General features: G+C 39.3%; 14 protein-coding genes and 1 pseudogene. 9 read left to right on the top strand and 6 right to left on the bottom strand.

Annotation, left to right across the window (positions count from 1 at the left end):
- Nucleotides 1–196: 196 nt before the first annotated feature.
- The 3 genes from DYQ05_RS03350 (at nt 197) to DYQ05_RS03340 (ending at nt 3781) form a co-directional block, all read left to right on the top strand.
- Nucleotides 197–1627: a cysteinylglycinase gene (locus DYQ05_RS03350; protein WP_206183837.1), complete on the top strand. Its 1431-nt coding sequence runs from the start codon at nt 197–199 to the stop codon at nt 1625–1627.
- A gap of 190 nt (nt 1628–1817) precedes the next feature.
- Entirely contained in the window at nt 1818–2489 is a 672-nt protein-coding gene (locus DYQ05_RS03345; protein WP_024470537.1) for a GTP pyrophosphokinase, read from the top strand.
- A 56-nt stretch (nt 2490–2545) separates the two neighbouring features.
- Complete coding sequence (locus DYQ05_RS03340; protein WP_206183836.1) at nt 2546–3781, top strand: cation:proton antiporter; 1236 nt, start codon at nt 2546–2548, stop codon at nt 3779–3781.
- A 543-nt stretch (nt 3782–4324) separates the two neighbouring features.
- Here DYQ05_RS03340 and DYQ05_RS03335 read toward each other — a convergent pair.
- From DYQ05_RS03335 to DYQ05_RS03320, 4 genes are all read right to left on the bottom strand, one after another.
- Complete coding sequence (locus tag DYQ05_RS03335; protein WP_206183835.1) at nt 4325–4912, bottom strand: restriction endonuclease subunit S; 588 nt, start codon at nt 4910–4912, stop codon at nt 4325–4327.
- Nucleotides 4913–4946: 34 nt separating this feature from the next.
- Complete coding sequence (locus tag DYQ05_RS03330) at nt 4947–6449, bottom strand: restriction endonuclease subunit S (protein WP_206183834.1); 1503 nt, start codon at nt 6447–6449, stop codon at nt 4947–4949.
- Between the two features lie 56 nt (nt 6450–6505).
- The gene (locus tag DYQ05_RS03325) at nt 6506–8542 is read right to left on the bottom strand and encodes an N-6 DNA methylase (RefSeq protein WP_252723497.1); all 2037 of its coding nucleotides are present in this window, start codon (nt 8540–8542) and stop codon (nt 6506–6508) included.
- A gap of 276 nt (nt 8543–8818) precedes the next feature.
- Nucleotides 8819–9760: a helix-turn-helix transcriptional regulator gene (locus DYQ05_RS03320; RefSeq protein WP_206183832.1), complete on the bottom strand. Its 942-nt coding sequence runs from the start codon at nt 9758–9760 to the stop codon at nt 8819–8821.
- Between the two features lie 622 nt (nt 9761–10382).
- On the opposite strand from DYQ05_RS03320, the gene DYQ05_RS03315 reads away from it, so the two are divergent.
- From DYQ05_RS03315 to DYQ05_RS03295, 5 genes and pseudogenes are all read left to right on the top strand, one after another.
- The gene (locus DYQ05_RS03315; protein ID WP_206183831.1) at nt 10383–11096 is read left to right on the top strand and encodes an energy-coupling factor transporter transmembrane component T; all 714 of its coding nucleotides are present in this window, start codon (nt 10383–10385) and stop codon (nt 11094–11096) included.
- A gap of 36 nt (nt 11097–11132) precedes the next feature.
- Complete coding sequence (locus DYQ05_RS03310; protein ID WP_252723496.1) at nt 11133–12689, top strand: ABC transporter ATP-binding protein; 1557 nt, start codon at nt 11133–11135, stop codon at nt 12687–12689.
- 31 nt (nt 12690–12720) lie between these two features.
- Nucleotides 12721–13308, top strand: coding sequence for an MptD family putative ECF transporter S component (locus DYQ05_RS03305; protein ID WP_206183830.1), 588 nt, complete (start codon nt 12721–12723; stop codon nt 13306–13308).
- A gap of 54 nt (nt 13309–13362) precedes the next feature.
- Nucleotides 13363–15137 (top strand): annotated as a pseudogene (locus DYQ05_RS03300) (ABC transporter ATP-binding protein).
- Complete coding sequence (locus DYQ05_RS03295; protein WP_206183829.1) at nt 15122–16870, top strand: ABC transporter ATP-binding protein; 1749 nt, start codon at nt 15122–15124, stop codon at nt 16868–16870. Before DYQ05_RS03300 ends, DYQ05_RS03295 begins: the two are co-directional and overlap by 16 nt.
- A gap of 224 nt (nt 16871–17094) precedes the next feature.
- Here the strand turns inward: DYQ05_RS03295 and DYQ05_RS03290 are convergent, their stop codons facing one another.
- Together DYQ05_RS03290 and DYQ05_RS03285 are read right to left on the bottom strand one after the other, a co-directional pair.
- The gene (locus tag DYQ05_RS03290; RefSeq protein WP_206183828.1) at nt 17095–17769 is read right to left on the bottom strand and encodes a DUF2715 domain-containing protein; all 675 of its coding nucleotides are present in this window, start codon (nt 17767–17769) and stop codon (nt 17095–17097) included.
- A 16-nt stretch (nt 17770–17785) separates the two neighbouring features.
- On the bottom strand, nt 17786–18160 hold the full coding sequence (locus DYQ05_RS03285) for a hypothetical protein (RefSeq protein ID WP_206183827.1): 375 nt from the start codon (nt 18158–18160) through the stop codon (nt 17786–17788).
- 632 nt (nt 18161–18792) lie between these two features.
- On the opposite strand from DYQ05_RS03285, the gene cas9 reads away from it, so the two are divergent.
- Nucleotides 18793–22578: a type II CRISPR RNA-guided endonuclease Cas9 gene (gene cas9 / locus DYQ05_RS03280; protein WP_206183826.1), complete on the top strand. Its 3786-nt coding sequence runs from the start codon at nt 18793–18795 to the stop codon at nt 22576–22578.
- Nucleotides 22579–22607 lie beyond the last annotated feature (29 nt).

Here is a 22607-nt window from a genome sequence, read left to right as displayed (position 1 = left end):
TATCCTCATGTTACGGCGCAAGAATATCGATGTACTATTTACACCCCTGACGGATTAAACCCTTCGCACAAATAAGGTCCGGCTTTGAAAATACAGCAAACCGCAATTAAAAAATCCGTCCCCCTTGCTCCTGCCTTTCAAAGTATGTATACTCATACAAACAACAATTTCAAAACAATTAGTTTCGGAGGAAAATATGAAATTTGCTATTGCAAAACACGGCGGTGTTGTCGCGCAATTGGTTTATGAAGACAAAATCGAAGGCGACTACCTTAACTATTTAAAAGAAAAAGAACTGTTTTCGGGAAAGGCGGAAGAGGTGTATTACATGCTCGACTGTAACCTTAAAGCTCACCTTTTTATCGGTCTCGGAAAAGAAGAAAAAATTGATTTAGAGCTTTTAAGAAAAACATTTTTTAAAGCGGCAGCCGAACTCTTAAAAAACAAGGTACCGGAGGTTGAGCTGAATATTCCAAAACTGAACAACCTATGTAATTACCGTATGGCTTCCGCCATTGCTGAAGGTATGCTGCATGCGACATATAAATATGACAAATTTAAAAGCGACCGTAAAGAAGTGCCGGAGCTTACGGTTAATTATAATCCCGATAAAGGCAAAGAAGCGAGGGCTGAAAAGGGTATCGACGAAGCCGTCAAATTGATGGAAGCGGTGTTTTTAACCCGTGATTTGGTTAATCAGCCTGCAAATGTAATATATCCTGAAACCTTAGCTCAAATCGCCAAAGAAAAACTTGAAGCGAAGGGCGTAAAGGTCAGCATTTACGGTAAAAAAGAAATTGAAGACCTTAAAATGGAAGCCTTTCTCAGCGTAGCAAGGGCAAGTACCAAAGAGCCTAAACTGATTGTTATGGAATATTACAATAACCCAGAATCCGATGAAAAAATTGCACTGGTAGGTAAGGGTTTAACCTATGACAGCGGCGGCTATGCGATTAAGCCCGCAACAAGTATGGTTGAGATGTTCACGGATATGGGCGGCTCCGGCACGGTCATCGGAACTATGCATGCGATTGCCGACCTTAAAGCAAAGGTAAACGTTTTTGCCGTAGTTGCCTCTTGCGAAAATATGATTTCAGGAGACGGCTACAGAAACGGCGATATTATCGGCTCAATGAGCGGTAAAACCATTGAAATTATTAACACCGATGCAGAAGGCAGGCTGACCTTGGCGGACGCCGTATATTATGCTACCAATAATCTCGGCGCAACAAAGCTGATTGACCTTGCCACCCTTACAGGCGCCTGTGTATCTGCTCTTGGGGAACAGGTAAGCGGAGCCGTTACAAACAATGACGAATTCTTTGCCGAACTGGAAGAAGCAAACAAAAGAGCGGGTGAACTTATTTGGAAAATGCCGAATATCGAGTATTACAAAAAAATGAATGAATCGAAGGTAGCCGATTTAAAAAATAGCGGAGGCAAACTCGGCGGTATGATGACAGCGGGGCTCTTTGTCGGCTCCTTCCTTGCCAAAGAAGATATCCCGTGGATTCATATCGACATTGCAGGCACCGCTTATATTTCGGAGGCTTTCGGGTATTTAAAAGAAAAAGCCACCGGCACCTTGGTAAAAAGTCTTTATTACCTGTTAAGTAAAGAATCCTAATAAGATTTAAGGGTACGTCGATTGTAGAAACTCAATAAAGAGTAATCAAGACGTACCGTATGAAGGGGAAGGGTGACCACCCCGACAGAACGGGTTTTTCAACTCGAAACTTTGTTGGTTGTTCCCCGTCCCGCTTAACAAAGCACACCGTTCCGATTATACTGTTCTTTCAATTATTGCGGAGCAGCGTATGCACACAACGGAATTACGGGAAGATTTTTTTGCTAAAGTTTTAAACGATGAATGGAGCGAATATATCTTGCCGCTTAAAACGGCACTGACGTATTACAAATGTGCCGTTATGGAACTTGAAACAAAATTCAACGTATTGGATTCTCAATTTAATCTTCAGTATGATCGTAACCCTATAGAAACGATAAAATCGCGCATAAAATCCGTTGACGGTATTATTAAAAAACTCAAACGGATTAACTGCGATATTACCGTAGAAAACATGGAAAAGTATCTTTTCGATATAGCCGGTATCCGCGTCATCAGTTCGTTTGAAAACGATATTTATCTGCTTGCGGAAAGCCTTTTAAAACAAGACGATATACGCCTCATTGAAACCAAAGACTACATTAAAAATCCTAAGCCGAACGGATACAGGAGTTTACACCTCATCGTTGAAGTGCCTATTTTTTTAGCGGACGAAAAAAAATGGGTAAAGGCGGAAATTCAATTTAGAACCATTGCGATGGATTTATGGGCAAGTTTGGAGCATAAAATAAAATATAAAAAACACATCGCAGAAGACAAACTGCATACGGTACAAAGTGCCTTATTCGAATGTGCGCAAATATGCGCCTGTCTTGATAAAAAAATGGAAGCGGTAAAAAACACCGCTCAAGCGGCAGACTAATCGTTCATGCTGCGGTAATTAGTATAAACTATGAATACTATATATGGAGTGTATGTATGATATTACTTGTACGATATACGGCGGCTTTTGTGATTGCGCTGTGTCTTGGGAAAGCTCTTTCTAAATGCAGGCTGCCTGCAATTCTCGGCTGGCTTATTGCGGGAATGGCTGTCGGCCCGTTCGGGTTTACCGTGTTAAACTCCGCTATTTTGGAAACGCCCGTATACGAAACCCTGATGTGCATTATTGAATGTACGGTCGGTCTTTTAATCGGCTCCGAGCTGGTGTGGAAAAAAATAAAAGCTGCCGGTATGCAGATTTTTATCACGACGCTCACACAGTCGGTAGGAACATTTTTGATTGTTTCGCTTGTGTTTACCCTTGCCTTTTACACCGCCGGTATTCCGGTGTACATTGCATTGATTTTAGGCGGCATTGCACTTGCAACGGCTCCGGCGCCTGCTTTATCTATTGTGCAGGAATTTAAAACGAACGGCCCGGTAACAAAAACGCTTATTCCGATGGCGGTGCTTGATGATATGGTCGGTGTCGTCATCTTTTTTACGGTTATTGCGGCGGTAAAAATGCACTTGGCAGCGGGAGCTTTTTCCCCGCTCATCATTCCGCTGATTATTGTGCTGCCGCTTTTTATCGGAGGCATTGCAGGCGTTATCAGCGGCTTTATTATGCAAAAGACAAACAGTCTTGCAGCGTTATGTATCAATCTCTGCATTTCAATTACCGCAGCTACGGCAATCGGGATATACGTAAATACCTCGATATTTGCAAAACCGGTGTTGAATTTTATGCTTATCGGAATGGCATACTCCGCACTTTTTTCCAATATGATACCGGAAGAAAAACTCGAAAAGCTGATGCACCGTGTTAATCCGGTAATAAGTCTTGCAATGACGGCGGCCATTCTTAACTTGGGCGCTCCGCTTAATTACCGTTTGATATTCGGCGCAGGCTTTTTTACCTTTTTATATATTGCCTCCCGTGCTGCGGGAAAATATTTCGGAGCCCGTTTCGGTGCGGCACTGATGCATTCCCCCGATCCGGTAAAAAAATATTTAGGTTTAACGCTTTTGCCGCATTCGGGTGTTTCCCTCGTATTTACCGGTATAGCCGTGTCGGTACTGTCGGGCAGTGTTCCGCAGTATGCACAGCTTATTCAAGGGACAATAGCCGCCGCTGCGGTTATAAACGAAATTGTCGCCGTTATCGCCGCAAAAAAAGGCTTTGAATTGGCGGGAGAAATAACGGGACGGGAAACGCTGCAAGAGCGATAAGAAGCCGCAGTATACAGTCTGCTGACTCGATTGTTCTCCCGTGAGTTCGGCTTTGCTGTGCCGACTTGTAATCGCTTTGGAAGCCCGCTTAGTTTGCAGAGCTTGGGGCCTCACTTTTATGCGTTTGTTCCCCAATGTTAAGGCGGGTATGAATTGCCGATAACACAATTTTTTAGGGCGTTGCGGCAGCGGGAGTTGTTTCAACCCCGCCTGCTTTTTCAACAACCCCGCTGCCGCCGGCGTATTAAAAGCTCCATTAAAATTCGACAGCCGCAGAAATCATCAGATTTTGAGACTGTCGAATACCTGTGCTTTTGTAAGGTGTCAGCCTGAAAAAGCACATACATTCTGCAAGTTTGATCCGCAAACTTGACAGTGTTTTTAGGCAATACTATCTGCATTGTCTAAAATAAGCCTCCTTATAATTCCATCAACCGCAGACTTTATCAAAAGTCGAGGATCGCTTGCCATAGGTAAGCTGATGGAATTCTGAGATCGTGCAGTATTGTTAAAAACCAGATATGTATGCAAGTTTCAGCTAAATCATTTTTCTATTTCATCTTCTACCAGCTTTTTAGCTTTTTCAAGCAATGCCTTACTTTCAGCTTTTAATGTAAAGCTCATATTTATAAGTTCTGCGATTTCTCGTTGAATTGCAATAGGTACAACAGGAATAATAATGTTTTCAATAGCAGTCAGCTGCCAGTGTTGAATAATAGAACCTCCCGTATCTCTTTCCGCTTGCATTTTTACGGCAGCCGAATTTAATACTAAGGTTATATATTCCGGTAGAATTTCTTTTTTGTTTTTAATGTCCAAATGCAAAATAGCGCCGCTTGTTATACCGTATAAATCCTCGGTTAGTAAATAAGCAATACCGATACTGCCGTCTTTAGAAAAAAGTATCGTATTTTTTTTAGGCATTAAATTTTTTAATAAGGTTTGATTTTCATTATAAAATTTTTCAGATAAATATTTAGCGGGTTTTGATATACCATTTTTATCATAATCGGCAACACGTATAAAAGGAAGACCTTCCGTATCGTAAGAATCGGAACCCGGTTCGATCGATTTTTTTATAGTTACAATGTCTTTTAACAAACAAAAATTATGCCGTTTAAGTTTATTCAAAATCCTATCATACTTTTTCTGATAAAATTCAGCGTCAAGCCGCCCTGTTTTCAAAAAAGAATTTTTCAGTGTTTTCTCCGTTACACTCAAATGGGCAAACCGTAAATTGAATACGGCTTCGTATAATATCCACTCCGCCAACCGATAATAGTAAGCGATTTCCTCTATCATTTTTTCGGGGGGGGGGGGGGGTAATATAGAATGAATTTGCAGAAATCTCTTTTTCTACCTTCAATTTTGCATTTTCAAGTAATGATTTTGCCTCTTCGCGTAGTATCTGTGCTTTTTGTATATACTCGGCGATTTTGGTTTGATACTCTTTTGAAATTACCGGTATGGGCAAATTCAAAATATCTTCATCTTTAATTACCGGATAACTTGTTCCTACATTAAATTGCAACAACCAATCTTTATATAACTCGGAACGGAGCAATACTTTTAACACTTCGGTATTAAAACCGGAGTGAGTTTTTTTCCTTAACACAGTAAATGCACCGCTTACTATTAAATCTTTATCATCACTGCGGACAATCGTTATTGCTCCGCGGTAGGGGCGGACTGTTGAAATTAGCACATCACCTTGCTTTACTTGAATTTTTGCATTTGCCGGTAATTCTTTGTATTCAATCCAATGAGATTGATATGAACCGTCATTTATGTTTATATCTCCGATTTCGATATATTGATAAAGTTGATTTTTCCATTCAGGTTTTTCCGTAATATGTGTGTATTCATCGCGAATAAATACGTAAGAATGCGATTTGATTAAATTCCAATATTGTTCATACTTATGTTGGTAAAATTCCGCATCCAGTCTGCCGGTTTTAAGAAAACTTTCTTTTATGCTCTTAATGTTTACCGGTTTATTTGCAATGTGGAAATCTTTTAATTGTAAAGTTTCTAAAAGTAAATTTTCCGCTTCGGAATATTTTTGCTTTGCCGTTTCAAGATTAGTATGAGCCGATTTTACCAATGTTGCGACTTTTTGTTGAAAAGCTATCGGTAAAATAGGAATTCTACAATTCAAAACATCGGAATTTAATACGGCAGGATATAAAGAGGCCGTATTATTTCTTAACATTTTTGTTATAAAAAAAATTGTTTTACAAAAAATATATAGAAATTCAGGCAATATTTTCTTTTTATTTACTCTTAATACTGCAAAACCGCTTGTTCCAACAAGACGTTTTGGTTTGTATATTAAGGCAACTGCATTTCTATTCGGTCTAACCGTAGAAATACAAACATCATTATTCATTAATATATAGGTAGCTCTGTCCGGAATTTCTTGAAAGTTCACTTTAGAAGTAGAATATGATAAGCCATTAAGAATATCCACATCACTGATTTGGAGATAATTAAAATCTTTTTTTAAATTTAAAGTTTTAATATTTCTAATATTTTGACTACATAAATCTCCGATATTTTTTTCAAACCTTAAAATTTTTTTCTCATTTTCTAAATAGTTTTTCTTAAAATATTCGCTATCAAATCTAAATGTGTCATTTTCATTTATTACTTCACTTAACCTTACCACGCTTACTTCCAGCCCCTCTAACAAAGCCTTATATTTTGCTTCGTTAAAGGGGCTTTTTAGAAAAAACTTAAACCCTCTTTTTTTGCAAACTCGGCAAAAGCTTCCGCTATACCGTCTTGAGTAAGTCCGTCGTGATTAAAAAGATCATGCTTTACATATATATGGCCGTGACTGTCAAGTGCAAAACTTCCGTCTTCATTTTTAACATATATTTTTTCACCCGAATTATCTTTACTCGGTTCCTGCATTGTGGCGAAAAAGATATTGTAATCGTCTTTTTTCGGACATACTGTATCGTCCCATTTTTGCAAAAACAATACGCTTGTTTTTGTACCGGTATGCGGTTTAAAAACATTACCGTGTAGACCTACGACTGCTAAAATACGGCAATGCTCGGCAATAAACTCGCGTATGTATTTATCACTTGAATTATTGAACCTGCCTTGCGGTAAAACAATCGCCATTCTGCCGCCCGGTTTTAAAAAATCAAGATTGCGTTCAATAAATAAAATATCGCGACCGACCTTACCTTGTATTTTCCCCGAAGCGTTTTTGCTTAGATACGGAAATAGAGCAAGGATGGTTTCATCTTTTATATCTCCTGCAAAGGGCGGATTTGCCATTAAAATATCAAACATAAATTTTTGATAACTTGCAGTATCGGTTTTTAATGTGCCGAGTCTTAAAAACCCTTCGTTATAATCGCGCTGCCACAATTTATCGTTTTGCGTTTCTTCCCATCGGCGAAAGTCGAGCGTATTAAGACGAAGTACATTAGTATGCCCGTCGCCTGCGATTAAATTAAGCGTACGGGCAACACGGACGCTTTTAAGATCGAAATCAATTGCAAAAATTTTATCGCGTACATAATCTTTTTCTTCTTGCGTTCTTGTTTGTGTGGTAAGATGATTGGTAACATTCGGATTGAGGTTTTTCCATACATGAAAAATCGTATGCATCGGAAAACCGCAGCTTCCTGCAGCGGTATCAATCATTGTTTCTTCCGGTTTCGGATTCAGCATTTTTACACACATATCAATAACATAGCGCGGTGTAAAATATTGTCCCTTATCTCCTTTTTGCTCTTTGTTCACTAAATATTCAAACGCGTCGTCTATCACTTCCAAATTTGAATTGAATAATTTTACATCCTGTAAATAAGAAACGCACAGTTTTAATTCCGAAGGGGTCAATTTAAACCCTGCATTGTCTTCAAAAATACCGCTCCATTGTGTTTGCGCTTTTTTAAATAATTCGTTTAATCTTTTTTGTACTTCCAATTCCGTGCCGGTATTTCTAAACTCCAAAAGACGGAATTTCGTATCATCAATTTCTTCTATGTGCTTGCCGGCATCATTGATTAAAACGGCAATCGTATCGGCGTCCTTACCCGACAAAAATTCATCATATAGTTTTGTAAAAATAAGTTTGAAAATTTCTTCAAAACTGTCTACACCGGAATTGGCAAGAACTACATCTTCAAATCCCAATATAATTTTTTTAAGTGTTGTAGTTTTCAATTCATCATTTATAATAAGATTTTTAAGCGTATACCTAATATTCAGTACATCGCTTAAACTCATATCGGCTTTGGGAAGATAGCTTAATTTTTCAAGGCAGCTTGTTTTGCTTTTGGGATTTTGCCGGTTTACATAAAACTCTTCCACCGTGTTTCCGTTTGTAATAACTCCGATACTGGCTCCCAGCGTTTTGCAGTATGATTCCATTTGCTTACGCCCGTCGGCTTCTTTCGGCTGTTTGACTTCCACTACAATGTACGGCTGCATAGGACGCTCTTTTTCAAACACGATGATATCTGCCCGCTTATGCGAATCACGCCCCATTTGTACTTGATATTCAAAACTGATGTTTTGTTTATCATAACCGTATTCTTCAATGAGCGTTTGAGTATACAGCTGGCGTACCGCCTCTTCGGGGGTTAGCTTTATTTCTTTCCCGCGTATAATGCAGTTGATATACGGAGTTTGTTTTTCCCCTTTTAAAATAATCGTTTTTTCAAATACAGCAATTTTTTCTTGTTTAAATTGAGAAAGTGTATAGCCGCTTGTATGTAGTAATTCTTTTAAAGTCATTATAGTCCCTCTATATATCTGCATAATATCAAAATTTTTATTTTTTTTCTATTCTATATGCTTTATCGTCTGCAATTATAATTTTTACGTGTATGGCTTTATGTTTTTGCGTTTTAACGGAGATCTGATGACGTAAAATTGTGTTTGTTTATCTATGGAAAAATTCAGGCGTTGCGGCAGCGGGAGAAAATTGTTTTTATCCGCTTGGCAGTAAACCTATAAAATTTTGCTATCAAGATATCCCGTGCGAATAACAGTATAATAGCGCCATCGCTTTTACCGACAGCGGTACTCATTCGGTAACAGTCCGGTATACTCTTTAAAGCGTGCGGAAAAATAACCGGTATTGGAGTAGCCTAAACTTTGTGCAATATTTGCAACATACATATTTGTCTTACAAAGCATAACGCAGGCTTTTTCCATTCGTGTGTTTAACATATAGCTGCCGAGCGTAAGTCCGGTAACTGCTTTAAAAACATACTTGAACTTCGACGGACTCATATAAGACATATTTGCGAGCTGTTTAAGCGAAAGTTTTTTACTTAAATTGGAGTGTATATATTCAATCGTCATCATAATAGCTTCATGGTCTGCTTTTGTAATACTATGACAGCTCTTTAATGCGGCATCACTTTTTTGCAAAAGCAATGAAGTAATCTCATCAACCTTGCTTTTAAAAAAGAGTTTTGCACTTGCAGAACTTCCCGCAAACGTGCGTATTTGATTCAATATAAGCGAAATTTCAGGTATGCGAATTTCTTTAGGCAAAACAGCAATCTTTTTACTAAACTCATCTTCCTCTATTCCGAACATCTTTTTTAAATAACTGCGGTAATACTCCGGTTTTAATTGAACTCCGATAACCCGTGCCGGTGTCTTTTTTTTAATAACATAACAAACGGTTCCCGGCTTTTGTTTGACTGTAAGATATTGCATTCCGGGATATACCCTGCCCGCATAATACTTCCGCTCTGAATCTATTGAATCATATTGTTGAAAATAAATCCCTTCATCCGTCGGTACCGCATATTTAAAATCGCTGTAATAAATATGGTCGGTAATACAAATGTCGGCATAAGAATCTACCGAATAAATTGCAGTATAACCCGTTCCTATTTCCGAAGAAAAAAAGTATGTTTCAAAATTCCGATACGGGTTGTTACCTTTTATAATATGAGAATTTGTATGTTTTAAAAACGAGCTGTATATTTTTTCCATAACGGGAACCTTTTTCTGTTATAAAAAAGACAAATCATATCAGTAAAAGCCAATCTTTATCAAAATTGATAGACTAAACTAACATTATTTTTTATTATATCAAAAAACATATTTTTAAACAAGGTTTATTTTAAGCGGCTAAAATAGTGCCGCCTAAAAACGCTGTCGAGTTTGTAAAACAAACTCGCATTATTGTATGCACTTTTTCAGGCTTCGCTTGCAAAAGTGCGGCAATTCTGCAATCCTCAGAATTTGAAAATTCTTGCGGTTGCAGAATTTATAGGAAGGTTTATTTTAAGCGGCTAAAATAGTGTCGCTTAAAAACACTGTCAAGTTTGCGGAGCAAACTTGCGGATTGTATGTGCGCTTTTCGCGCACGAATTGAACAACTTCCAAAGTTGATACTTTGTTCAGTTGTTCAATTTTAATGAAGGTTTATTTTAAGCGGCTAAAATAGTGCCGCTTAAAAACACTAGCCGAGTTTGCAAAGCAAATATCGCTTATTAACGTGTGCGTTTTTCGCGCACGAATGCAACAGTTTCCAAAGTTTAAACCTTGAAAACTGTTGCATTTTAAAAAAAGGTTTATTTAATTTATAGCCGGTAAAAGTTTCGGAGAAAAAATGCGCTTATCGTCAAAGAAGATATTGGATTTTAGAACCTTCCTCTTTTTAAACCTGATACTGATGATGTTTTTAATTTTGTCGGGTAAACAGGTAATCGTCATCACGGCTTTTGCCATTGCCGCAGCGGTCATGATGATTGCACACGAGTGGCGTGCTGCCGGCATTGCGGCGCTTTGGTTTATCGGCAATTTTGCCTTACACTATTATACGCCTTTTTTATATAAACGGTTTTCTCACTCTTCCGTTCCGCTCTTTTTCGGAACCCTTGCATTTTTAATGCAGCGCATTATTCCGTTTTTAATGCTTGCGCTGACGGTACGGAAAACAAAAAACATAAGTGAGATTGCCGCCTCATTGGAAAAAATGAAATTACACAAGGGTATTATTTTAAGCATTATTGTTATGATTCGTTATTTACCGGCAATGACGGAGGACATTCGTACTGTCCGTGAGGCGATGAAGTTAAAAGGCATTCCGCTTTCGCCGGCGTATACCCTCTGCCACCCGGTACGGACAATCGAAGCTTCTGTAGTACCGATGCTGTTTAAAAGTCTTAAAACGGCGGAAGAGTTTTCATCTGCGGCTTTAATAAAAGGATATGGCTGCAATGCTAAACGCAGTTCTTATTTTGATGTAAGAATAAGAAGGGCGGATACGATGCTTATACTGGGTTCCTCCACACTGCTTACAGCCGTATATATCTTCTTATGATAATACTCCAAGGTACTTTTAAGGAAAAATATGGAATTGAATAAGACTGATTGCGCGGAATATATGGATAGCATTCTCAACATACAAAACCTTTCTTTTAAGTACGCGGAAGCGGAAAAGAAAACCGTAAGCGGTATTTCACTCGTCGTTAAGGCAGGGGAGGTATGTGTTATTACCGGAGAAAGCGGCTGCGGAAAATCCACGCTGCTGCGGTGTATAAACGGATTGTGCAGCGAATTTTACAGCGGTGAAAAAACCGGCAGTGTTTTTCTAAACGGTACCGATACCTGTACGTTGCGTATTGCCGATATTTCAAAATCGGCGGCAAGTGTTTTTCAAAATCCGGAAAATCAGTTTTTTACGCTCGACGTTCTTTCCGATATGGTATTCCCGTGTGAAAACTTCGGCATTGCTCCGTCTGAAATCAAAAAACGTTTGGATAATACGGTACGTTTTTTTTCTTTGGATACCCTCATCGGCAAACGGTTTAAAGAACTTTCCGGCGGAGAAAAACAAAAAATAGCCGTTGCTTCCGCTGTGATGATGGGAACCTCCGTTTTATTGATGGATGAACCGTCCGCCAATCTCGATTACCGCTCGATTGACCTTTTGAGGGATACGATCGGTATGCTTAAAAAGCGGAAGATTGCCATTGTGCTTGCAGAACACCGGCTTTTTTATCTAAAAGATTTATGCAATACGCTCATTGTAATGGCGGACGGAAGTATCAAGGCTGTATACGATGGAGCCGCTCTTTCACAGTTTAAAAATGAGGCTCTGCACCGACTTGGCTTACGCAGTATCAGTCTGTTTGAAAAAAGCAAGGAGTTTCTGTCGCACAACACGGAAGAGGATACCGTACGGCAAACCGAAAGCGGAATACCGCCGCAAAACGGTAAAGAGGCACTTTTTTCCGTACGGAATATTTTTTTTGCATATAAAAAAGAAAAACCGGTATTATGCAATCTCAATTTAAACATCTTGAGCGGAGATAAGATTGCGTTAATCGGTAAAAACGGATGCGGGAAAACAACGCTTGCCAAAATACTGTGCGGCTTACTCAAAGAAAAAAGGGGTAGTATATTTTTTCACGGTAAAAAACTCGACACAAAACAGCGGTACGCCGTCGTCAGCTGTGTAATGCAAAATGTAGATTTACAGATTTTCGGAAGCAGTGTGTACGAAGACCTTTTATGGGGAAATGAAATGCGCTCCGGTATCAGAGAAAAAATACCGGCAGTGCTCAAGCAGCTTAATCTATTTCAAACGGCGGAAAGCCATCCGCAAACCCTTTCGGCGGGACAAAAACAGCGACTCATTATCGCGTCTTCATACATTTTAAACAAACCGATACATCTTTTTGACGAACCTACTGCCGGGTTGGATTATAAAAATATGCAAAACGTGTGCAGTATTATCGACAAATGCACGGATAACGGCGGAGCTGCCGTCATCATAACCCATGATTATGAGTTTATTATCAACACCTGTAATAGGGCGGTACTGTTAAAAGACGGACAGATAGCGGAGGATTTTCCGCTTAATCGGACGGGAATTAAAAAATTGACAACGGTTTTTACATATCACCTGTAAGGTGAATAGCTATAGTGAAGGAGTAAAAGATATGAAAAATTGGAAAATCGGAGAATTTGTGTTAATCGGTTTATTGGCAGCCATATACGGAGCCGTTACATTGGGAATCGGAATGATTACGGCAATGATACATCCGCTTTTGCATTTATTCAGCCCTGCAATAGTATCGGTTTTGATGGGGACGGTTGTATTGTTTGTGATAAAAAAGGTAGAGAAATTCGGGGCTCTCAGTCTTTTTATCGGTGTCGGTATTTGTTTGTTCGCAGGACTATCCGGTATGATGTACGTGCCGCTTATTTTGACGGTTATACTAACGTCTTTGCTTGCGGAAGCCGCCGCATACAAGCTGCACTATAATATACTGGCTGTTGCAATCGGCTACGGACTTATTCAAGCTGCCTATATTTTCGGCGGCTGCATACCGGTACTGTTTTTTTTGGAGCAAAACATGCAACACTGGAAAGATGCCGGTATGGATGCACAAACCATTGAAGGCTTTGTACGCCACAGCACCGGCCGGTTTTTGGTATTCGGTATGACCGTGTCTTTTATCGGAGGAATAGTCGGTGTTTTGTTGGGAAAGCTCATTTTAAAAAAGCATTTTAAGGATTTACGGTAAACGGTTAGATATACGGTTTTTTCGTTTATTCCGCGCAAGGTTTAAGAGGTATATATGAAACCACGTATTGAAAAAGCGGTCAGTTTTGGGGACTTTATACGTCAAAAAATATTACTGTATGTCGCTTCGATAAGCATAGCGGTAATCGGCGTTTTTTTTACACTCGTACCCTATTTTACGGTATATAAAATACTAACGGAGTCGGCGGTAAAGGCTTTGACAATGCGCTCACTGGCGGTATACGCCTTTATTATTATCGCTTCTTTCTTTTTGTCTTTGTTGATGTACGGTATATCAACGGCAATTTCCCATAAAACGGCGTTTTTCCTTTTGGGAAAAATAAGACTTGCCGTTACCGAAAAAATGATGAAAATGCCGCTCGGCTTTACGCAGGTAAAAGGTGCCGGTTATTTTCATTCCATGCTTATAGACAGTATCGAACGGCTGGAATATCCGCTGGCTCATGCTCTGCCTGAAACTACCTCAAACGTATTACTTCCGCTTTCGATTATTGCTTTTCTTTTCTTTGCGGATTGGCGTATGGCACTTGCCGTTTTGATTCCTGCAACTGTAACGCTTAGTTTTTATTTCCCGATGTATTTCGGCATTATGGATGAATTTGCCCGTACCTATTATGCGGCACTTTCGAATATGAACAGCAGAGTCATAGAATACATTAAAGGAAACAAGGAAATTAAAATATTCGGAAACGAAACCGAAATGTATTCAAAATATACGGAAGCTATTGATAATTATCAAAATTCAACCTTGCGGTTGTATAATAAAATGTATTTCGTAACCGCACCCGCATTTGTTCTGTTGTCGTCAATTACGGTAAGTGTGCTGATTACCGGCGGTTTTTTGTATACGGCCGGAACGTTGCATGCAAATATGTATTTATTTACGGTTATTATTTCACTCGGAATAGGCAGTACGCTTTTAAAGTTCACCGAATTCATGGATAATTTTTATCATATCCAAAACGGAAAGCGCCTTATTGCAGAAGTGTTATCCGCTCCCGAACTTGAAGAACCTGCACTCTGTAATTTGCCCGATCAAAATTGTAGTAAGTATATTGTAAAAAATGAAATCGTCTTCAGCGGTGTATCATTCGGGTACGACGAAAAACAAGTGTTACACAATGTTTCATTTACTTTCCGCGAAAATAAAAAACAGCGATAGTCGGTATTTCCGGTTCGGGGAAAACAACGATTGCAAATGTAGCGGCACGCTTTTGGGATATCACAAGCGGTTCCATTACACTCGGCGGGATAGACTATAAAAATATTCCGCTTAAAACTTTAATGGAAAAAATTACCTATGTTACGCAGGACACCTTTCTTTTTAATATGACGATTATGGAAAATATCCGCATGGGTAAACCGGATGCAAGTGATGCCGAAGTAATGGAAGCAGCCCGCCTTGCACAATGTACCGATTTTATCGGAGAGCTTGAAAACGGATATCAAACGTGTGCAGGAGATGACGGTGCTAAACTTTCAAACGGGCAGCGGCAGCGGATTATCATTGCACGCGCTCTTTTACGCAATACGCCGATTCTCATTTTAGACGAAGCGACCGCTTACACCGATATGGAAAATCAGTACAAAATTCAGCAATCGTTGCAAGAACTGTGTAAAAATAAAACGGTCATCATCATTGCTCACCGTCTTTCAACCGTTGCCGAATGCGATTCCATTATCGTAATGGAAAACGGCAGTGTACACGCGCAGGGTACGCATAAAGATTTGTTGGAGACATCGCCGCTGTATCAAACCTTATGGAGCGCACAAATGGAAGGGGGAGTATCATTATGTTTAAGACAATAAAAAATTATATTACGTTAATGGGAACGATAAAAAAGGAGTTATATGTTTCTTTGCTGTTAAGCGGTATCGACGGCTTTATACTTACCGTCCCCATTCTTGCAGCATATAACATAGTGTCCCGTATTCCCGAGTTGAATACCGCATGTACGGAACCCCTTACAGCTGCCGATGTTATTCGGTACTCACTGATTATGATTGCTTGTGTCATTTTAAGAATAGTAATGCGCTACTACGTGCAACGCTTACGCTCCGGAGCGGGATATAAAGTTATGTGTAAAGAACGGAAAATACTGGGAAAGGAATTACGTTCCGTTCCGATGGGCTTTTTTAACGAAAAGAATCTCGGCGACTTGGTTTCTACCGTAACATCCGATGCAGCCTTTATCGAAATTGAAGGTGCCGGTGTTCTGGAAAAAGCGGCGGTCGGCCTTCCTTCATTTATTATCGGCTTGGGTATTCTACTGTATATGGATTACAGGATTTTCTTTGCAACGCTTTTATTGTTGATTCCGGTATGGTTTTCGTATAAACATTTTGCCTCATTACAGGACAGGCTCGGTATTAACCGCCAACAGTTTATCGGAAGCGTTACCGAAGATGCCGTAGAATTCATTAAGGGGCTGCATGTACTTAAAACCTGCAATATGGCGGAAAAGCAATTCTTTAAAACACAAAACGCCTTTAAGCGCTTACAGGAATTTTCATTTAATGCGGAATTGGTACATATTAAAGCGGGAACTGTTTTTCAATTTTGCTTCCGTTTAGTTACGGCGGCAATCGTTATTCTCTCCGCATTTTTTGTATTGCGCGGGGAAAACTCTTTTCCTAAAGCCTTTTTGCTCATGATTTTATCTTTCAGTCTTTTTGCAGGAGCGGAAACAATGGGTATTTTCAGCGTTTTTGCAAAAATGACTCAACAGTCCATCGACAGAATCAATCAAATTAAAACCATTCCCAAAATGCAGGCCATGAGCGGCCGGCAAACGCTTAGCCGCTTTGATATTCAATTTAAAGACGTAACGTTTGCTTACGAAACAAAGCCCGTACTGAAACATATTGATTTTACCGTTAAAGAAAACACACTGACCGCCCTTGTCGGTCTTTCAGGCAGCGGTAAAACAACCGTTACCAATCTTATTGCACGCTTTTGGGATATACGCGAAGGAGAAATTCTTATCGGCGGTAAAAAAATAAAAGAGCTTTCGTATGAAAATCTTCTTAAAAATATCGGTTTTGTGTTTCAAGACGTGTTTTTATTTGATGACACGGTGATGAATAATATCCGCATCGGGCGGCCTGAGGCAAGCGCCGAAGAAGTCTATCAAGCGGCATACAGAGCAGGCTGTACCGGTTTTATCGAAAAAATGGAAAAGAGATATGACACGGTAATAGGTGAAGCGGGGGTAAAACTTTCAGGCGGAGAAAAACAGCGGCTTTCCATTGCACGTGCACTTATAAAAAACACACCGATTGTACTCTTAGATGAAGTTACCGCCAATGTCGATGCCGATAACGAGGTGCATATTCAAAAAGCGCTGCAAGAACTGTTAAAAGACCGTACCGTCATTATGATTGCACATAAACTTTCATCAATTCAACATGCAGATCAAGTTCTCGTCTTTGAATCGGGCAGCATTATTCAGCGCGGTACTCATGCCGAGCTTATCGGCAAAGACGGCTTATACAAACGGCTCTGGGATATGCAATACCGTACCGCTTCATGGCATGTATAGTAGGGGTGTTGCGGCAGCGGTTTCAAATCCTGATTGTTTTTCGCACCCTCCCCCTGTGCGGAAATTGCCGCACAGGGGGATTTTCCGGCAGTTTTTTTAAAAACCTGACGGAACTTTTAATGTGCCTAACGCGGGTCTTACGACTGCCCCGATTTTTTTAAGATATTCTTACATCATCAATGAATATCACTTGTAGATTATTCAAGTATAAAACACAACCTAAGTTAAAGTCTAAAAGTTGCGGCTATCCTTAAAGTAAAAACATTACCGAAGCCGACTGTCCCGCCGACTTTATTATTGCCGTCAGCAATATTCGGTTTTTCTATGCTGCGTAAAAGTCCTGAAAAACTTATCATATCATGTAAGCCTACGGTAATACCGAAATGTTTTGTAAAAATATATTGAACTCCGAGATGCAAGGCAATCGGTGTCCATGCATGATAAAAATTTTCCAACTGTTGATTATTCAGGTGCGTCCAAAATTGTCCCAACGCAACACCCGGGCCGATACCGGCATGAATACTAAAAGGTTGTTTTACTCCGTAGGTATAACCGAACAGCATTTGTCCGTCCCAAATAAAACCTTTTGTTTTCATTGAACCATTGCCGAATCCGCCTCTTTTATACATGGAAATAGGAAACGCCGCATTGTTAATAAGACTGAATGTAAAACCGTTTTTTTCATGAATAAAATGCATATCAAGCCCTATAGAAGGGGTAGGTATCGTATATGTTACGGGTTTATCCGAAAGTTCCAAGTTTTTTCCTTTTATAATAACCTCATGGCTCCGTACCGTATATACTGAAAATCCGATACCGGGCGAAAAAACAACTTCCGCAGCAAAACTATTTACCGCATATACTATAAGACACAAAAAGAATACTGATATTTTTTTCATTGGTGTTCCTCCTATTTTAGATGGGGCTAATCGGTAAGCTGATACGTTCGATAAACTTTTGTGCAACATGTGAAACTGCAAATGCAAACTGCAATTCGGGCAGCGCTGCGGTTTGCACTCCGCCGTCAACTGTACGGGTTTGCATATCTTTAAAGTTTACCGGCTCATTATACACTTCACACGGCATTTTGTTATGGTTTGGCCCGACACGGTCAAATTTTTCAGCAATTTGAGGACGATTTTGTGTCAGATTAGACCATTTTGCAGCATTCTCATTATCTTTTCTTAGACTTTGAGTATCTACAGCATTCGAGAACTTACAACCGGCAACTAAGAGAGTAAAAACTACGGTTGTAACCGCCATGAAACTGAAATATTTTTTCATTTTCATAAAACATCTCCTAAATTCGGAATAATTTCTAGTATTAATATAACACAACATCAAGAGAAAATCAACCTCCGGTTACAATTTTTATCTTTAAATTATTGATTTATATTGCTGTATTTAAAATTCAGCCGATATCGGGCTATCCGTACGGAAATTTTTAAGGCTTTTTTGCATAATAATAAAAATTTCGACTTGTTTTAACGAAATCCGTTGCAAAAAAAAGCTCCGCCGACATAATTTTATACAATGTTTTAATTGTTTTATTATTTAAATTGCACTGTAAATAAGTGAAAATTTAATTATATCCTTTGTACTGCGACTATACTGCGGTGTTATGCAGTGGAGCAGTCTGCATAGTATGATGAAAAAACAAGTGTTACACAGATGTTTCATTTCGAAAAATTTTTGCAGGTCTCTTTACATAATGGAGAATAATATGGTAATATACGCTTGTTTTTATACAAAAATATAAAGTATAGTGTACTTATTAAATGAGAGTTATAATAAGGCAAAAAAAAGCTCCGCAGAAGCGGAGCAGTAGTCAAAATGACTTCGGCATATAGCCTTATTGTGATTTGATTTTAAAAGATAATAGCATATATTTAAAATATATGCAAGCGGTTTGGAGGATTTTTATGAAAACTTTAGGACTTGATATCGGAACAAATTCCATCGGTTGGGGCATCGTAGATGAAAAGGCGGAAAAACCTATCATAGACTGCGGTGTATATCTTTTCCCTGAAGGGGTAAAAATAGAAAAGGGTGTAGAAAGTTCAAAAGCAGCGGAAAGAACGGGCTTTCGCTCCGCACGAAGATTAAAATTCCGCCGGAAACTGCGTAAATATGAAACCTTAAAAGTATTGATACAAAACGGTATGTGCCCGCTTTCTTCGGAAGAGCTTGAAGTATGGCGTAAAGAAAAAATATATCCGTCATCGGAAGTGTTTGTACGCTGGTACCGGACAAGTGAGGCGGAACAATATGAACCGTATTTTTTAAGAAAAAAATGTGCGGAGCAAAAGTGTACGAAACACGAAATCGGAAGAGCCCTGTATCACATTGCACAGCGGCGCGGTTTTTTAAGCAATCGTAAAGAGGCGGGAAAAGAAACCGAAGACGGAAAAGTGGCAAGTGCAATTAGCGAGCTTTCAAAGGTCATGGGAGAGAAAACCCTCGGGCAATATTTTTATGAATTGCGCAAAACCGGCGATAGAATCAGAGGCAGGTACACTGCAAGAAAAGAACATTATGAAAAAGAATTTTATACCATCTGCGGCGTTCAGGGATTGAGCGAGGATTTGATTAAACAACTTTATCGGGCAATTTTCTACCAACGGAAATTAAAATCGCAAAAATTTTTAGTCGGTACTTGCACGTTTGAGCCGAATAAACCGCGTTGCCCCGTATCTCATTTTGAGTTTGAAGAATTTAGAATGCTGCAATTTATAAACAGTATAAAAGTAGCTAAAAATATAGATGAGGATGACCGGCAGGCCTTTGTTCCTCTTACACAGATTGAAAAAGAGATTATTATACCGTTATTTTATCGAGTAAGTAAAACTAATTTTAAATTTATCGATATAGAAAAAAAGCTGCGCGGTAAAAATAAAAACGAAAGCTGGAAGTTTAACTATCGCAGCGATTCGAATGTCGCAGGCTGTCCCGTTTCCGCCGGATTATTGCATATTTTCGGTGAAAACTGGAAAGAGATTAAAATCGATAATTATGACAGCTATGCTATTTGGCATGTACTTTTTGATTTTGATGACAGGGATAAATTACGCGAGTTTGCACAAACAAAACTGCATCTTGATGAAGAAAAAGTAAAAAGTTTTTTAAATATACCAATCCATCAAGGATATGCAAACTTGAGCTTGAAGGCAATCAAAAAGATTTTACCGTTTTTGCGGGAAGGTATGCTGTATTCCCATGCCGTATTTATGGCAAATATTCCCACTATAATCGGTCAAAAGGCGTTTGAAGCGGATAAAACAAAAATCATAGCAGGGTTTGAAAACATTATTAAAGCTATGCCGGAGAAAAACCGTGAAATTGCTTTGGTTAATAGTTGCATCGACAGGATATTTAAAGATAAAACCCGCGATTTCAGGTCGGAACAATGGAACCGAGCAATACTTGAAGAGCAAATAGCGGATATGTACGGAAAAAAATATTGGGAAAAGAAACCCCAAGCGGAGCAGCAGGAAATCAGACGGAATGCGGCGGAGAAAATCGACGATGCCCTCCGTATTGCCGTTACAAACCGTGCAAATGACTATAAATATCCGCTCTTAAGGACAGATGACCTATTAAAAGAATATCTAAGAGAGCAGGGATATACGTTACACGAAAAAAAAGAGCTGTATCACCCTTCGGATATCGAATACGGATTTGAGCCTCCGAAGAAAGCGGAAGACGGTAAAATGTATCTTGCGTCGCCGCGTACGAAAAGTGTAAAAAATCCCGTTGCAATGCGCGCATTATTTCAGTTAAGGAAGCTCATCAACCGTTTGATAAAAACCGGTGCGATTGACAGCTCGACAAAGGTAGCGGTTGAACTTGCAAATGAGGTCAACGATAAAAATATGCGGGCGGCGATTGCCCGTTTCCAAAAAGAAAATGAAACGAAAAATGCAAAATACAAGCAAGCGATTATTGAGACGGCCGCCGAGCACGGATTTACCATTGAACCGACCGACAAAGATATTAAAAAGTATCGGTTGTGGAAAGAACAAAAAGAAGAATGTCCTTATACGGGAAAGAAAATAAGTTTTACTGATTTATTCGGTTCAATGCCGCAGTTTGATTTTGAACATACGGTGCCGAGAAGTCTGTCTTTCGATGATTCGCTTGAAAATCTGACCTTATGCGATGTTCATTTTAACCGCAGCGTAAAAAAACAACAGCTTCCTTCGCAGCTTGCAGGAAAAGAGGATATTATCAAACGGATAAAAGGATATTACGGAGAAAAAATTGACCAATGCCGTGCGGCGATTGAGCGAAATAAACCCCGCGGCGCATACATAGAGCCTTCCAGAAAAGACGCTATGATTGTCAATCGCCATATGGCAATGTATGAATTGCACTATTACGAACAAAAACTTAAACGTTTTACATTAGAAGAAATACCTTCAGGATTTAAGAACAGTCAATTAAACGATACACGGCTGATAACGAAATTCGCTCTCGCGTATTTGAAGGGGGTATTTCCCAGTGTTTATCCGGTAAACGGTTTTGCAACGGATCTTTTTAAACGTCAGTGGGGACTTTTGGAAAGAAATGAGGCGAAAGACCGCTCTTACCATCGCCATCATACGATTGACGCACTGACTATCGCTTGCATAAGCAGAGGAAAGTACGCCGCACTTTGTGAAGCGGTACGAAACAGTGCCGACGGACGTCATCTTACATTTGCGAAACCGTGGAAATCTTTCGATACGGATGTACTTACGGCAACCGAGTATTTGGTACCGAAATTTTATAATGACGATAATGCCTTGCGGCAAACCAAAAAGGTTGTACGGGATACCCGCAGCGGAAAACCTATTTTAAAAGACGGAAAAAAGCAATATATACAGGGGCACACGGCACGAGGAAGTCTTCATAAAGATACGTTCTATGGTTGTATTATGACACCTCCCGAAAAAGAGCGTAAGCCTGAAAATATATTTGTGGAGCGGGTTTCGGTTTCCGTATTGACAGAAAAAGATGCGGAAAAAATTATCGATAAAAGAATAAAAAAGATATTTATCGACAATCTTGAATCGAAGATACAAACTATTGAAGAGATACAGACTCAAGGACTTTTGTTGCCGTATAAAATAAACGGCAGGACAACGTATATGAAAAAAGTTCGTATCAAAGCACAAACAACTAACCCGTTACGAATAAAGAAACATCCGGAGACTGAAAACCGTAAAGATTATAAAAATTATTTCTATGCGGTTAATGATGAAAATTATCTTTTTGTTCTTTACCGCGGTGTATCCGATGACGGTAAGACGGTTTCCGATTACCGTGCAGTGAATCTGTTGGATGCGGTACATGCGGTTCAGCAAAAAAAGGAAATGTATCCTGCCGAGATAACCAAGAACGGTACGGTACTCAAGGTGTATAAAACTTTGAAAAAAGGTAAAACGGTTATTTTAAAAGAGAGCGAAGAAGAAAATATATGGGAACTGCCTCATGATGCCGTTTGGAAAAGGTTATATAGAATAGCGGGATTGGCTGTTACCGGCTCAAGCATAAAGATAAAACTGGTTCATTGCTCCTGTTCGGATAAATGGGAGTATCCAAAAGGACAAGGCAGCGTATCCGAAATGATGAAATTCAGATGCTATAATACACCCGGAAGTCTTGTGTGTCTTGTAGAAGGTTTTGACTTTGCGATTTTACCTGACGGAAAGATAATAAAGAAGTAATGATATTATAAATAATTACCGATAATCAC

The organism is Treponema pedis (assembly GCF_017161325.1).
GTDB classification, from domain to species: Bacteria; Spirochaetota; Spirochaetia; order Treponematales; family Treponemataceae; genus Treponema_B; species Treponema_B pedis.
The sequence above is the reverse complement of the archived record's forward strand: the minus strand, read 5'-3'. Positions and strand labels throughout refer to the sequence as shown.

Coding starts and splice junctions, on each gene's coding strand:
- DYQ05_RS03315 (WP_206183831.1), top strand. CDS start 10,383: ATGCGCTTATCGTCAAAGAAGATATTGGATTTTAGAACCTTCCTCTTT.
- DYQ05_RS03295 (WP_206183829.1), top strand. CDS start 15,122: ATGTTTAAGACAATAAAAAATTATATTACGTTAATGGGAACGATAAAA.
- DYQ05_RS03285 (WP_206183827.1), bottom strand. CDS start 18,160: ATGAAAATGAAAAAATATTTCAGTTTCATGGCGGTTACAACCGTAGTT.
- DYQ05_RS03305 (WP_206183830.1), top strand. CDS start 12,721: ATGAAAAATTGGAAAATCGGAGAATTTGTGTTAATCGGTTTATTGGCA.
- DYQ05_RS03350 (WP_206183837.1), top strand. CDS start 197: ATGAAATTTGCTATTGCAAAACACGGCGGTGTTGTCGCGCAATTGGTT.
- DYQ05_RS03325 (WP_252723497.1), bottom strand. CDS start 8,542: ATGACTTTAAAAGAATTACTACATACAAGCGGCTATACACTTTCTCAA.
- DYQ05_RS03290 (WP_206183828.1), bottom strand. CDS start 17,769: ATGAAAAAAATATCAGTATTCTTTTTGTGTCTTATAGTATATGCGGTA.
- cas9 (WP_206183826.1), top strand. CDS start 18,793: ATGAAAACTTTAGGACTTGATATCGGAACAAATTCCATCGGTTGGGGC.
- DYQ05_RS03345 (WP_024470537.1), top strand. CDS start 1,818: ATGCACACAACGGAATTACGGGAAGATTTTTTTGCTAAAGTTTTAAAC.
- DYQ05_RS03320 (WP_206183832.1), bottom strand. CDS start 9,760: ATGGAAAAAATATACAGCTCGTTTTTAAAACATACAAATTCTCATATT.
- DYQ05_RS03340 (WP_206183836.1), top strand. CDS start 2,546: ATGATATTACTTGTACGATATACGGCGGCTTTTGTGATTGCGCTGTGT.